Genomic DNA, 13,116 nt, shown 5'->3' on the forward strand with positions numbered 1-13,116 from the left:
CGCGACGTGCGAGCCTCGTCTGCCGCAGCAATCTCACTGGCCTCTCAGGCTAACCATGTTTCTGGTCTACGCCGACCGTCGCAGGTGTTTGAGTGGTTAGGCAGTGATTTGTCATCACGGAGCGCATGTCAGTGGTTGTGCGGGGTAAGCGGCCGGAAGGCACCTGATGAGGAGCGACATGCCCGACCGCACCGACGCGCCCTTCTGCCTGCCGGAGTCGGGCCCCGGTCTCCCCGCCGGCCGTTGCGACGTCGGGCGCTGAGGTGGCGGCGGCAGAGGCACGCCCGATAGACCAGGCGTGTCGGGAGGCGGTGTGATCCTCGCAGCCGTACTGGCCTGGCAGGTCGGTCTGGCCGCCGGCGTGCCGCTGCTGACCCGACGCTTCGGCCGCGACGCCGGCTACCCGCTGGCCGCCGGCTATCTGATCGCGGCGGGGCTGCTGCTCACCAGCCTGCCGGTGATCCTGGACGACCGGGAAGTCGCCGTGGCCTGGCGGTGGCTGCCCGCGCTGGAAGTCACCGCCGCGCTGCGGATGGACGCGCTCGGGCTGACCTTCGCATTGCTGGCGCTCGGTGTCGGTGCGCTCATCATGGCCTACTGCCCCCGGTACCTCAGTGGCGACTCGGCCGAGCACGAGCGGGTGTACGTCACCATGACCCTCTTCGCAGCCGCGATGCTGGGCCTGGTGCTCGCGGGCGACCTGCTGGTGCTCCTCGTCTTCTGGGAGCTGACCTCGATCGGATCCTTCGTCCTGATCGGGCAGGGCGGCCGGCCGGCGGCCACCCGTTCCGCCGTACAGGCGCTGCTGGTGACCGTCGCCGGCGGGTTGGCCCTGCTGGCCGCCTTCGTGCTGCTGGCGGTGTACCTCGGCACCACCAGCCTGGACACCATCGTGGCCGAGCCGGAGCGGCTCACCGGCGGACCGGCCTTGGCGGTCGGGACGCTGGTCATCATTGCCGCGTTCACCAAGTCCGCGCAGCTGCCATTCCACTTCTGGCTGCCCGGCGCGATGGTGGCGATCACGCCGGTGAGCGCGTACCTGCACGCGGCGACGATGGTCAAGGCCGGCATCTACCTGCTGATGCGTTTCTCGGCCGTGTTCGCCGGGGCGTGGGCGTGGGACGTCACGCTGATGGCCGTCGGCCTGCTCACCGCGATCCTCGGCGCGCTGCTGGCGCTGCGGCAGTACGACCTCAAGGCGCTGCTGGCGTACTCCACGGTCAGCCAGCTCGGCCTGCTGGTCGGGGTGATCGGCGTCGGCACCCCGGCCGCCGACGCGGCAGCGATCCTCTACACCCTCGCCCACGCGCTGTTCAAGGCGACGCTGTTCATGCTGGTCGGCATCATCGACCATCAGGCGGGCAGCCGGGACATGCGCCAGCTCTCCGGACTGCACCGGGTGATGCCGGTGACGGTCTGGCTCACCGCGTTGGCCGCGATGTCGTTGGCGGGCCTGCCGCCCACCATCGGCTTCGTCGGCAAGGAGGCGATCTTCGAGTCCCTCGGCGAGGCGCGCGGGGTGTGGTGGCTGGGCTGGTTGGCGGCCGGGCTCGGCGTGCTCGCCTCGGTGCTGACCTTCGCGTACGCGGCCCGGCTCGTGCACGGGATGATGGAGGGACCGACCCGACAACGTCAGCTGCACGAGCCGTCCTGGGCGTTCCTCGCGCCGGCCGCGGTCGCCGCGGTGACGGCGACCGCGCTCGGTCCGACGGTGGCCGTGCTGAATCCGCTCGTGCAACGGGCGGCCGACGACGCCCGCCCGCAGGGCACGCCGCCATACCTGGCGTTCTGGCATGGCCTCACCCCTGCGCTGGGGTTGAGCGTCCTCACCGTGCTGCTCGGCACGTTGATGTTCCTCAGCCGGGTCCGGGTGGACCGGTGGCTGCGGGCGCTACCCACCACACCACCCTTTGCCGAGCTGCTGGAGCGCGGCCGGCAGGGGCTGCTGGGTGCCGGAGCGGTCGTCGCCCGGCCCGCGCACGCCCCGGGTCCGGCCCCCTACCTGGCCCGGCCGCTGCTGGCCGTGGTGGTGCTCGCGGTGGCCGCCGCGGCAGCGCCCGGCGTCGCCGCCCCGCTCGGCGGCGACCTGGGCCGACCGGGCGACTGGCTGCTGCTGTGTCTGCTCGTGCCGGCCCTCACCGGGATGCTGGTGGCGCGTTCCGCGCTGGCCGCGATCGGGCTGACCGGAGTGGTGGGGCTGCTGTTGTCGGCCTGGTTCCTGACCATCGGAGCGCCGGACGTGGCGTTGACCCTGATGCTGGTGGAGGTGCTCACCGCGGTGGTCGTCATGTTGGCGCTGCGGCAGCAGCCGAGCCGGCTCACCACCGTCGGGCGCCGCTGGCCGGTCGCCGGTGCGGCGCTGCTGGCGGTGGCGACGGGGGCCGCCGCCGCGGCGGGCGCCGCCGTGCTCACCGGGCGCGCGCAGCTGTCCGGGCCCGGCCGGTGGTACCTCGACCAGGCCGAGGAGTCGACCGGGGGCGCCAATGTCGTCAACACCATCCTGGTGGACTTCCGGGCGCTTGACACCGTCGGCGAGGCGGTGGTGCTCGCGGTGGTGGCGCTCGGGCTGGTCCGGCTCGCCGGTCGCCAGGTCGAACCTGCCGGCAAAAAGCCGACCGGTGATGACGTCGTGCTCGGCTTCGCCTACCGGATGCTCGCTCCGGTGATGCTGGTCGCCTCGGCGGTGCTGTTCCTGCGGGGCCACGAGGAGATCGGCGGCGGCTTCATCGGGGCGCTGCTCGCGGGTACCGCCGTCGGGCTCGGGCAGTTGGCCCACCCCGGCGGGCCGCCGCTGCTGCGCCGGCTCCGGGCGGCGCCGCTGGCCGCCGTCGGGCTGCTGGCCGCCATGGCCGCCGGCCTGGTGCCGGTTGCCGCCGGCCGGGCCCCGTTCGCGCCGCTCGCCCTCGGCACGCCCGGCCCGGTGCCGTCGCTGTCCACCTCCCTGCTGTTCGACCTCGGCGTCTACCTGATGGTGCTGGCGCTGGTGGTGGCGGCTGTCCGCCGCCTCGGTGTGCCCACCGCCGGGCGCGCGGCGCCGGCCGCCGGAGGTGCCGGGTGAAGCAGCACAGCGCGGCCCTCGTCGTCGGCGTGCTGGTCGCCGCGGGGGTGTTCCTGCTGCTGCGGCCCGGCCTGCTGCGGGTGGTGCTGGGCTTTGTCCTGCTCGGGCACGCCGGCAACGTGCTGTTGCTCGCCGCCGGTGGGCTCGGCCGCCGGACGGCCGCGCTGGAGGAGGTGGGCCCCGAAACGGCCGATCCGCTGCCGCAGGCCTTCGTGTTGACCGCCATCGTGATCACCTTCGGTATCACCGTCCACCTGCTCGGCCTGCTGCGGCCCGGCGACGGCGACGACCAGCCGGCCGGCGGCGGCGACCACGGGCCGCCCGCCGACGTCGACCCGGTACGCGAGGGCGGGCCGGAGGGGGAGGTCCGGTGAACGACCTCCTCCTCATCCCGGTCGCCGGACCACTGCTGGTGGCCGGTGTCCTGCTCGCCCTGCCGGGCCGGATGCTGCTGCACCGGATCGCCGCGTCGGTGACCACCGCCGGGGTGCTGACGGTGGGGGTGGTCCTGGTGGTGGCGACCAGTGACGGCGCGGTGCCGGTGCTGCGGGTCGGCGGCTGGCCGGAGCCGGTGGCCATCAGCCTGGCGGCGGACGCGCTCAGCGCCCTGCTGGTGACGGTCACCGCAGTGGTGGTGCTCTGCTGCCTGGTCGCGGCGGTCGGCTCCGGTGACGACCGCCGCCCGTACTTCCTGCCGCTGGTGCTGGTTCTCTCGGCCGGGGCGAGTGGTGCCTTCCTCACCACCGACCTGTTCAACCTGTTCGTGCTGATCGAGGTCATGTTGGTGCCCTCGTACGTGTTGCTGAGCCTGACCGGCGGAGCCGGACGTGGCGGTGCGGCACGGGTGTACGTGGCCACCAACCTGCTCGCCTCCACCCTTCTGCTGGCGGGAGTGGCGCTGGTCTACGGCACCACCGGAGTGGTCGGACTGGGCGACCTGGCCGGCCTGGCCCGCGACGATCCGGCGGTGGCGGTCGCCGCCGCCGTGGTGCTGCTCGCCCTCGCCGTCAAGAGCGCGTTGGTCCCGCTGCACGACTGGCTGCCCCGCACCTACCCGGTGGCGTCGCCGGTGGTGGTGGCCCTCTTCTCCGGGATGCTGACCAAGGTCGGCCTCTACGCCGTGATCCGGATCTACGCGGTGGTCTACGGCGGCGACCCCGCCTACCACTGGCTGCTCGGCGCGGTGGCGTTGCTGTCGATGGTGGTCGGTGTGCTCGGTGCCGTCGGCGAGAAGACGATGCGGCGGATCCTGGCCTTCCACATGGTCAGTCAGATCGGTTACGTACTGCTCGGCCTGGCGCTGTTCACCGCCGCCGGTCTGGCCGCGGCGGTGTACTACCTGGCGCAGTATGTCCTGGTCAAGGCCGCGCTGTTGCTCTGCGCGGCGGCGGTGTGTGCCGGCCGGGGCAATGACCGGCTCGACGACTCCGGCCACCTGAGCTGGCAGCGTCCCGCCCTCGGCCTGGCCTTCGGCGGGGCGGCACTGTCGCTGGCCGGCCTGCCGCCGTTCTCCGGCTTCGTGGCGAAGTTCGTGCTGCTGCGAGCCACCGCGGAGGCCGGGGCCTGGTTGGCGATGGCGGTCGCGGTGCTGGTGAGCCTGGTCACCCTGCTGTCGATGGTGAAGATCTGGAGCGCGGTGTTCGCCGGTGACCCGCCGGCCGTGGAGAAGCGGATCGGGCTGCCTCTGGTCGGCGCGCCACTGGCCCTGGTCGGGCTCTCCCTGGCGGCGGGACTGGCCGCCGAGCCACTGCTGGTGGTCGCGGACACGGCGGCGGCTGGGCTGCGGGACCCCTCACATTACGTCCGGGCGGTGACCGAGCGATGAGCGTGGGCGCGGCGGGCGGACTCACCGGGCGTACGGTGCTGCGGGCCAGGCGCGTCCTGCGGTTCGCCGGCTACTTCGTCGCCCGGCTGGTACAGGCGAACCTCGCCGTGGCCTGGGAGATCCTGACCCCGGGTTCCCGGCTGGCCCCGGCGGTGGTACGGGTGCCGCTGCGGGCGGTCACCGACACCGAGGTGGCGGCGGTGGCGATGGTGGTCAACCTGACCCCGGGCACCCTGACCCTGGCGGTGCACCGGGGCCCGCCCGCGCTGTCGGTGCACGGCATGTACGCCGCCGATCCGGTGGCGTTCCGGCGGGACGTCGCCGAGTTGGAGGGGCGCCTGCTGGCCGCCCTGCGCCGGGCCGGTCCTCCCGACCACGGTGACCCAGCCGACGACGGTGACCTGCCTGACCACGGTGACCGGAGGTGACGCGGAGATGGTGGTGATCCTGCTCGACGTGGTGCTCGTGGTTCTCGCCCTGTCGATGGCGGTGGTGATCGTCCGGCTGGTGGTCGGCCCGACCGACGCGGACCGGGCCGCCGCGCTGGATCTGGGCTTCTTCGTCTTCCTGGCGGCCCTGGCCGTGCTAGCCGCCCGGCTGGACGCCCCGGACCTGCTCGACCTGGTGCTCCTGGGGACGCTGGTGAGTTTCCTGGCCACGGTGGCGATGGCGCGACTGGTGCTGCGCGGGCAGCGATGATCCGGACCGTCGCGGCGTCGCTCCTCCTGTCGCTCGGCACCGCCCTGATCGCGATCAGCGCGCTGGGTCTGATCCGCCTGCCCGACGTCTACCACCGGATGAACTCCGTGGCCAAGGCGGCCAGCCTCGGAGTGAGCTGCGTGCTGCTGGGCGTGCTGCTGCTGGTTCCCGGCGTGCGTACCGCCGTGGTGGTCCTGGTGGCGGTCGGCCTGCAGCTGTTCACCGCGCCGGTCGGTGGGTATGCCCTGGCCCGTGCCGCGTACCGGTCCGGGGCGCCGCTGGCGGCGGTCACCCGCTACGACGAACTCGACGGTCGGGCCGGCGAGGGCCGCGACCAGCCGGGCGGCCGAGAGCCCGGCTGACCGACAGCGGGCGGCGACGCCGTCAGGGTGGGCGGTACACTACCCGTCATGGCCGGAGTCTTCCTGCTTCTTACCGCGCCGTGCTGATGCGCTGAACGCGCGACAGCACGGCGGCCCCTCCTACGTGAGGGGCTTTTTCGTGTCCGCCGCCGGACCGGGGGCGGGCCGACGAGCACGGGACACGAGACCAGCCAGCACTCCGACAGGCTCCGCCAGGCGACGCGAGGAGAAGGCCATGAGTAGCAGCGAGGCTGCCACCGACATCCCACCGTTCCGGTACACCGCGACGCTGGCCGACAGGATCGAACGCCGCTGGCAGGACTTCTGGGAACGCGACGGAAGCTTCCACGCGCCGAACCCGGCCGGTCCGCTGGCCGATCCGGCGCACCCGCGAGCGGGCGCCGAGAAGCTGTACGTGCTGGACATGTTCCCGTACCCCTCGGGCGCGGGCCTGCACGTGGGGCACCCGCTGGGTTACATCGGCACCGACTGCTTCGCCCGCTACCAGCGGATGGCGGGGCGCAACGTGCTGCACGCGATGGGCTTCGACGCGTTCGGCCTGCCCGCTGAGCAGTACGCGGTGCAGACCGGCACCCACCCGAGGACCACCACCGAGGCGAACATCAGCCGCTACCGGGGGCAGCTGAGTCGGCTGGGGCTGGCCCATGACCAGCGGCGTTCGGTGGCCACCATCGACACCGACTTCTACCGCTGGACGCAGTGGATCTTCCTGCAGATCTTCAACTCCTGGTACGACCGTGAGGCCGGCCGGGCCCGGCCGGTCAGCGAGCTGATCGCCGAGTTCGCCGGGGGTACCCGACGCACCCCGGACGGCCGCCCGTGGACCGAACTGTCCGCCGACGAGCGTCGTGGGATCGTCGACGACCACCGCCTGGCATATGTCTCGCAGGCGCCGGTGAACTGGTGTCCCGGGCTGGGCACGGTGCTGGCCAACGAGGAGGTCACCGCCGACGGCCGCTCCGAGCGGGGCAACTTCCCGGTCTTCAAGCGTGACCTGAAGCAGTGGATGATGCGGATCAGCGCGTACGGCGACCGGCTGCTGGACGACCTGGACAAGCTGGACTGGCCGGAGCCGATCAAGCTGATGCAGCGCAACTGGATCGGCCGGTCCACCGGCGCGCACATCGACTTCCTGACCACCGGCGAGCCGGTCCGGGTGTTCACGACCCGACCGGACACCATCTTCGGTGCCACCTACATGGTGTTGGCGCCGGAGCACGAGCTGGTGGCCGCGCTTACCCCGGCGGCCTGGCCGGAGGGCACCCGGGACGCGTGGACCGGTGGGCACTCCAGCCCGGGGGCCGCGGTCGAGGCGTACCGCAAGGCGGCGGCGGCCAGGACCGATGTGGAGCGGCAGGCGGACACGAAGGAGAAGACCGGCGTCTTCATCGGCGCGTACGCCACCAACCCGGCCACCGGCACGCAGATCCCGATCTTCATCGCCGACTACGTGCTGGCCGGCTACGGCACCGGTGCGATCATGGCGGTGCCCGCCCAGGACGAGCGGGACTGGGAGTTCGCCGAGGTCTTCGAGCTGCCGATCGTGCGTACCGTGCGGCCGGCAGAGGGCTTCGACGGCAAGGCGTACACCGGGGACGGTCCGGCGACCAACAGTGCCGCGCCCGAGCGTGGCCTGGACCTGGACGGACTGGGGGTGGCCGAGGCCAAGGCGCGGATCATCGAGTGGCTGGAGGCGACCGGCAACGGCCAGGGCGCGGTGACCTACCGGCTGCGCGACTGGCTGTTCAGCCGCCAGCGTTACTGGGGTGAGCCGTTCCCGATCGTCTACGACGCCGACGGGGCCGCCATCGCGCTGCCGGAGGAGATGCTGCCGGTCGAGCTGCCCGAGGTAGACGACTTCTCCCCGCGCACCTTCGACCCGCAGGACGCGGCCAGCAACCCGGAGACGCCGCTGTCGCGCCGCCGGGACTGGGTGGAGGTGGAGCTGGACCTGGGCGACGGGCCCAAGCGCTACACCCGCGAGACCAACGTGATGCCACAGTGGGCCGGGTCCTGCTGGTACGAACTGCGCTACCTGGACCCGACCAACAGCGAGCGGTTCGTCGACCCGGACACCGAGCGGTACTGGATGGGGCCGCGCGGCGAGGGGGACTGCGGTGGCGTGGACCTGTACGTCGGTGGCGGCGAGCACGCCGTGCTGCACCTGCTGTACGCCCGGTTCTGGCACAAGGTGCTGTACGACCTGGGCCACGTGTCGTCGTTCGAGCCGTTCCGCAAGCTGTTCAACCAGGGCTACATCCAGGCGTACGCGTACACCGATGCCCGGGGCGCGTACGTGCCGGCCGAGGAGGTCGCCGAGCGCGACGGCGGCTGGTTCCTGGGCGACGTCCAGGTCGACCGCGAGTACGGCAAGATGGGCAAGTCCCTGAAGAACGTCGTCACCCCGGACGAGATGTGCACCGCCTACGGCGCCGACACCTTCCGGGTGTACGAGATGTCGATGGGCCCGCTGGAGGTGTCCCGTCCTTGGGAGACCCGGGCCGTCGTCGGCTCGTACCGCTTCCTGCAACGGGTCTGGCGGGCTGTCGTCCACGAGCAGACCGGGCAGCCGCGGGTCACCGACGATCCGGCCGACGAGGCGACCCGGCGGCTGCTGCACCGGGTGATCGACGGCGTCCGGGGCGACATGGAGGGCATCCGGTTCAACACCGCGATCAGCAAGCTGATCGAGCTGACCAACGCGGTGACCCGACTGGACGGCACCCCGCGCGAGGTGGCCGAGCCGCTGGTGCTGATGGTGGCCCCGTTCGCCCCGCACATCGCCGAGGAGCTGTGGCGGCGGCTGGGTCATCAGAGCTCGCTGACGTACGCGGACTTCCCGGTGGCCGACCCGGCCCTGCTGGTCGCCGAGACGGTGACCTACCCGGTGCAGGTCAACGGCAAGGTGAGGGGTCGCGTCGAGGTGTCCACCGACGCGACCGAGGACGACGTGCGGGCAGCGGCCCTGGTGGCGGTGGCCGGCCCGCTGGCCGGCAAGGAACCACGCAAGGTCATCGTGATCCCCGGCCGAATGGTCTCCGTGGTGGCATAACCCCACCCACCCACCCACCCACCCACCCACCCACCCACCCACCCACCCACCCACCCTCCCCCTCCCCTCCTGGTTGATCATGAGATTGGCGGCAGTGGCTGACCTTCAAACTGCCGTCAACCTCATGATCAACCAGGAGGGGAGGGGGAGGGGAGGGGGGAGGGAGGGGAGGGTGGGTGGGGGGTGGGTGGGGGTTAGGGGGTGCGGTGGTTCAGGGCGAGCAGGGTCAGAATGGTGGCGGCTGATGCCCAGAGGGCGTAGGTGGTCCAGGCGCCGGAGACGGTGGCGGGGTGGACGTCGGTCAGCCACGGCGGCGGAGCGCCCGGCTCGACCAGCCGCTGCCAGGCCGGCACCGGCATGGCCTGGCGCAGCAGCGCGCTCCAGCGTTCGTCATCGTTGACGGCGGTGGGCAGCAGGAGCAGCACCGTCGCGGCGGTGACGATCGCGGGCGCGGTGTGCCGGATCAGCGCGGCAAGGGCCATGCCGACGAGCGCGCATAGCGGCACCAGCAGGGCGGATGCGGCGATGCCGCGCAGGGCGCCGGGGTCGCCGACGGACATGCCCGCGTCGACGTCGGCGAGGATCACCTGCGACACCGTGAACGCCGCCGCCGCGCCCAGCAGCCCCAGCAGGGTCATCACGCCGGTCAGCACGGTCAACTTGGCGGCGGCCACCGCGTACCGCCGGGGGACGGCGGCGAACGTGGTACGCATCAGCCCGGAGGCGTACTCGCCGCCGACCGCGACCGCGCCGACACCACTGGCCGCGAGGACGACGAACATCTGGGCCTCGGTCGGGAAGGCGTCCCAGAGCGGGGAGCGTGCCGCCCGCACCTCGGTCGGCAGTACCGGCCAGCCGGCGTGGGTGGCAAGTGCGGCGTGGATAGCGAGGCCGACCATGGCGAGCAGGATCAGGGCGAACGCGCCCCACGTCGAGCGCAGCGACCAGAGCTTGATCCATTCGGCGGCGAGCAGGTGGCGGTAGTGGGCCGTGGTCTGCGGGTCGGGTCGGGTCACGGTGATCATCGGGTCTCCCGGGCGGCGTACTCGACATCGGCGGCGGTAAGCGCCACGAAGGCCTCCTCCAGCGAGGCGGTGCGGGTGGTCAACTGGTGCAGCGGGATCCGCAGGCCCAGCGCCAGCTCGGCGATCCGCTCGGCACTCAACCCGGTCACGGCGAGCGCGCCACCGGAATCCGGTCGCACGCTCGCCCCGGCGTCCGCCAGCGCCGTCGCCAGCATGGTGGACCCGGGCGTACGCACGACGACCTCGGCGCGGCCGGCGCGGCCGGCGAACTCCTCCAGGGACTCCTCGGCGATCAGCCGGCCCCGGCCGATGACGACGAGGCGGTCGGCGCAGTGCTCGACCTCGCCCATCAGGTGACTGGAGACGAAGACAGTGCGGCCCTCGGCGGCGAGCCGTCGGAACAACTCCCGCACCCAGCGCACCCCCTCCGGGTCGAGGCCGTTGAACGGCTCGTCGAACAGCAGCACAGGCGGATCACCCAGCAACGCGGCCGCGATGCCGAGGCGTTGCCGCATGCCGAGTGAGAAGCCGCCGACGCGGCGAGCGGCGGCGTCGCCGAGGCCGACCTGCCCCAGCACTTCGTCGACGCGCCGGTAGCCGATGCCGTTGCTCCGGGCGAGGGCGGCCAGGTGCGCCCGGGCGCTGCGTCCGCCGTGCACGTCCCCGGCGTCCAGCAGCGCACCAGCGTGCCGCAGTCCGCGGGGGAGGCCCCGGAACCGTACGCCACCGATCACGGCGGTGCCGCTGCTCGGAGCGGTCAGCCCGAGAAGCATGCGTAGGGTGGTGGACTTGCCGGCGCCGTTCGGGCCGAGAAAGCCGGTCACCACTCCCGGCCGGACGGTCAGGGTCAGGTCGTCGACGGCGGTGACGCGGCCGTACCGCCGGGTGAGGCCATCAAGTTCGATCATGCTGTCGACGTTGCCGGTCGCCGGGCCCGGCCGCGTCACCCCACCGGCCGTACCGTGCATCCGGGTGGTGACCTGGGGGCGTACGCCCGCAGGCCGATGCCGGTGCGGCCCGGAGCTGGATACGGTGTGCCGGTGGACGACACCGCCCTGCTCCGGCTGCGCGCCGCCGCGTCGGTGGTGCAGGCGGTGCTGGTCTGGGCCGGGGTCGTCCTCCTGCCCGTGCTCTGGGTGATGGCGCCGGCCGTGGCGACCAGCGGCGGCGGTGTCGGCGTCATGGGCTGGTGGCTGCCCGAGCGCTATCTGGTGCCGGTGCTGATCGTGGCGCTGCCGGCGGGTCTGCTGCGCCGCCGCCCGCTGAGCGCGCTGGGCCTGATGCTCGCCGGAGCTACCCTGTGCGCCGCGAGCGTGCACGGCCTGGACGCCGGGTACCTCGGCGATCTCTTCAACTTCCAGTTCCTCGCCGTCGACGCGGCGCTCGCCGTGGTTGCCGCGACCCGCTCCCGTCGGGTGTCGGCGCCCGCCGCCGGGGTGGTGCTCGTCACACAGATGCTCGCGGCCTTCGTGAACGTCGGAATCGAACCAGTGGACCAGGCCGCGCTGACCGTGCTGGCGGTAGTGGCGGCCTGGATCGCCGGCAACTCCGTGCGGGCACGGCGGGAGTACGCGGCCGCTCTGCGTGTCCATACCGCCGCCGAGGCGGTCACCGCCGAGCGGCTGCGCATCGCCCGGGAACTGCACGACATGGTCGCGCACAGCATTGGCGTCATCGCCATCCAGGCCGGGGTGGGCGCCCGGGTGATCGACAGTCAGCCGGCGCAGGCCCGTGCCGCGCTCGCCACCATCGAGGCGGCCAGCCGGGACACCCTGGCGGGGCTGCGACGTACCCTCGGCACGCTGCGCCGTGGTGACGGGGAGTCGGCGCCGGTGCACCCGGTGCCCGGGCTGGCGGACCTGGACCGACTGGTCGCCGCGGCGGGTGACGCCGGAGTCCGGGTCGAGCTGCGTGAGCACGGCGAACGGGCCGTTCCGGCGGAGGTCGGCCTCGCCGCGTTCCGCATCGTCCAGGAGGCGCTCACCAACGTGGTCCGCCATGCCGGGGTCGGTGCGTGTCGGGTCGTTGTCGAGCGCGGCGACCAAGCGGTCACGGTGGAGGTCGTCGACGACGGAGGCGGCGGCCCGATCGGCGTCGAGGGGCACGGACTGATCGGCATGCGCGAGCGGGTCCGGGCCGTCGGCGGCCGTTTCCGGGCCGGGCCTCGGCCCGAAGGCGGCTTTCGGGTGGCGGCCTGCTTGCCGGTGCCGCCGGAGAAAGCCAGGCCGTCCGGCAGTCGCCCGGTCGATGGCGACCGGGACGGTGGCAGACCGGACGGTGCCGCTGCCGCTGTTGCCGGTGGTCGAGCGGAGGAGGCGGTGGACCGATGACCATCCGGGTGCTGCTCGTCGATGACCAGCCGCTGGTGCGGGCCGGGCTGCGGGTGCTGATCGCCGATGTGCCGGACATGGCGGTGGTCGGTGAGGCGGGCACGGGCGCCGAGGCGGTGCGCCTGGCCCGTGAGGTGTTGCCCGACGTGGTGCTGATGGATCTGCGGATGCCCGGGACGGACGGCATCCAGGCGACGCGGATGGTCACCAGCTCCGGCGGCCCCGCCCGGGTACTGGTCCTCACCACCTTCGACGACGACGAGCACGTGCACGCCGCGCTGCACGCTGGGGCGAGCGGTTTCCTGGTGAAGGACATGGCATTGGAGGACATTCTCGGCGCGATCCGGGTGGTCGCCGCCGGGGATGCGCTGATCGCGCCGGGCGTCACCCGCCGGCTCATCGCCGAGTTCGTCCGCCGGCCCACGGCACCCCGGTCCCGGGCTCTCGCCGGGGTGACCCAACGGGAACGGGAGGTGCTCACCCTGGTCGGTCGGGGCCTGTCCAACGCCGAGATCGCCAACCAACTCGTGATCAGTGTGGCCACCGCGAAGGCCCACGTGGCCCGGCTGTTCAGCAAGCTCGACGCCCGTGACCGGGTACACCTGGTCATCGCCGCCTACGAGGCCGGACTGGTCACCCCACCCCGTTGACCGGTCCCCTCACCCCACCCTCCGCCCTACCGCCCTCCGTACCTCCGTACCTCCGTACCTCCGTACCTCCGTACCTCCGTACCTCCGTACCTCC

Annotated in this window: 11 protein-coding genes; 9 read left to right on the forward strand and 2 right to left on the reverse strand. The window is 72.7% G+C overall.

Annotation, left to right across the window (positions count from 1 at the left end; all coding sequences use genetic code 11):
- Positions 1–313: 313 nt before the first annotated feature.
- The 7 genes from mbhE (at position 314) to leuS (ending at position 9,017) form a co-directional block, all read left to right on the forward strand.
- A complete protein-coding gene (mbhE, locus tag ACFHWY_RS10510; protein ID WP_416579924.1) occupies positions 314–3,058 on the forward strand; it encodes a hydrogen gas-evolving membrane-bound hydrogenase subunit E in 2,745 nt (914 codons plus the stop codon).
- Positions 3,055–3,432, forward strand: a complete 378-nt coding sequence (locus ACFHWY_RS10515) for a sodium:proton antiporter (RefSeq protein ID WP_416579925.1) — start codon at positions 3,055–3,057, stop codon at positions 3,430–3,432. Before mbhE ends, ACFHWY_RS10515 begins: the two co-directional genes overlap by 4 nt.
- Positions 3,429–4,883: a proton-conducting transporter membrane subunit gene (locus ACFHWY_RS10520; protein WP_416579926.1), complete on the forward strand. Its 1,455-nt coding sequence runs from the start codon at positions 3,429–3,431 to the stop codon at positions 4,881–4,883. The genes ACFHWY_RS10515 and ACFHWY_RS10520 overlap by 4 nt, the downstream gene beginning before the upstream one ends.
- Complete coding sequence (locus tag ACFHWY_RS10525; protein WP_416579927.1) at positions 4,880–5,311, forward strand: Na+/H+ antiporter subunit E; 432 nt, start codon at positions 4,880–4,882, stop codon at positions 5,309–5,311. Before ACFHWY_RS10520 ends, ACFHWY_RS10525 begins: the two co-directional genes overlap by 4 nt.
- Positions 5,312–5,324: 13 nt before the next feature.
- A complete protein-coding gene (locus tag ACFHWY_RS10530) occupies positions 5,325–5,582 on the forward strand; it encodes a monovalent cation/H+ antiporter complex subunit F (RefSeq protein ID WP_416579955.1) in 258 nt (85 codons plus the stop codon).
- Entirely contained in the window at positions 5,579–5,944 is a 366-nt protein-coding gene (mnhG, locus tag ACFHWY_RS10535; protein ID WP_416579928.1) for a monovalent cation/H(+) antiporter subunit G, read from the forward strand. The genes ACFHWY_RS10530 and mnhG overlap by 4 nt, the downstream gene beginning before the upstream one ends.
- A gap of 235 nt (positions 5,945–6,179) precedes the next feature.
- Entirely contained in the window at positions 6,180–9,017 is a 2,838-nt protein-coding gene (leuS, locus tag ACFHWY_RS10540; protein WP_416579929.1) for a leucine--tRNA ligase, read from the forward strand.
- A 194-nt stretch (positions 9,018–9,211) separates the two neighbouring features.
- Here the strand turns inward: leuS and ACFHWY_RS10545 are convergent, their stop codons facing one another.
- A complete protein-coding gene (locus ACFHWY_RS10545; protein WP_416579930.1) occupies positions 9,212–10,042 on the reverse strand; it encodes a hypothetical protein in 831 nt (276 codons plus the stop codon).
- A complete protein-coding gene (locus ACFHWY_RS10550) occupies positions 10,039–10,950 on the reverse strand; it encodes an ABC transporter ATP-binding protein (protein WP_416579931.1) in 912 nt (303 codons plus the stop codon). The genes ACFHWY_RS10545 and ACFHWY_RS10550 overlap by 4 nt, the downstream gene beginning before the upstream one ends.
- 132 nt (positions 10,951–11,082) lie before the next feature.
- Here ACFHWY_RS10550 and ACFHWY_RS10555 point away from each other — a divergent pair, with 132 nt between their 5' ends.
- Positions 11,083–12,372 (forward strand): sensor histidine kinase, encoded by a 1,290-nt coding sequence (locus tag ACFHWY_RS10555; RefSeq protein WP_416579932.1) that lies wholly within the window; start codon positions 11,083–11,085, stop codon positions 12,370–12,372.
- Positions 12,369–13,022, forward strand: a complete 654-nt coding sequence (locus tag ACFHWY_RS10560; RefSeq protein WP_416579933.1) for a response regulator — start codon at positions 12,369–12,371, stop codon at positions 13,020–13,022. The genes ACFHWY_RS10555 and ACFHWY_RS10560 overlap by 4 nt, the downstream gene beginning before the upstream one ends.
- The last annotated feature ends 94 nt before the right edge of the window (positions 13,023–13,116 follow it).

Origin of the sequence: Micromonospora sp. LOL_024 (genome assembly GCF_048060415.1) — a bacterium.
Lineage (GTDB): Bacteria > Actinomycetota > Actinomycetes > Mycobacteriales > Micromonosporaceae > Micromonospora.

Bases quoted from the DNA above. Each gene is read 5' to 3' on its own strand.
- ACFHWY_RS10525 (WP_416579927.1), top strand. From the start codon at position 4,880: ATGAGCGTGGGCGCGGCGGGCGGACTCACCGGGCGTACGGTGCTGCGG.
- mnhG (WP_416579928.1), top strand. From the start codon at position 5,579: ATGATCCGGACCGTCGCGGCGTCGCTCCTCCTGTCGCTCGGCACCGCC.
- leuS (WP_416579929.1), top strand. From the start codon at position 6,180: ATGAGTAGCAGCGAGGCTGCCACCGACATCCCACCGTTCCGGTACACC.
- ACFHWY_RS10545 (WP_416579930.1), bottom strand. From the start codon at position 10,042: ATGATCACCGTGACCCGACCCGACCCGCAGACCACGGCCCACTACCGC.
- ACFHWY_RS10550 (WP_416579931.1), bottom strand. From the start codon at position 10,950: ATGATCGAACTTGATGGCCTCACCCGGCGGTACGGCCGCGTCACCGCC.
- ACFHWY_RS10560 (WP_416579933.1), top strand. From the start codon at position 12,369: ATGACCATCCGGGTGCTGCTCGTCGATGACCAGCCGCTGGTGCGGGCC.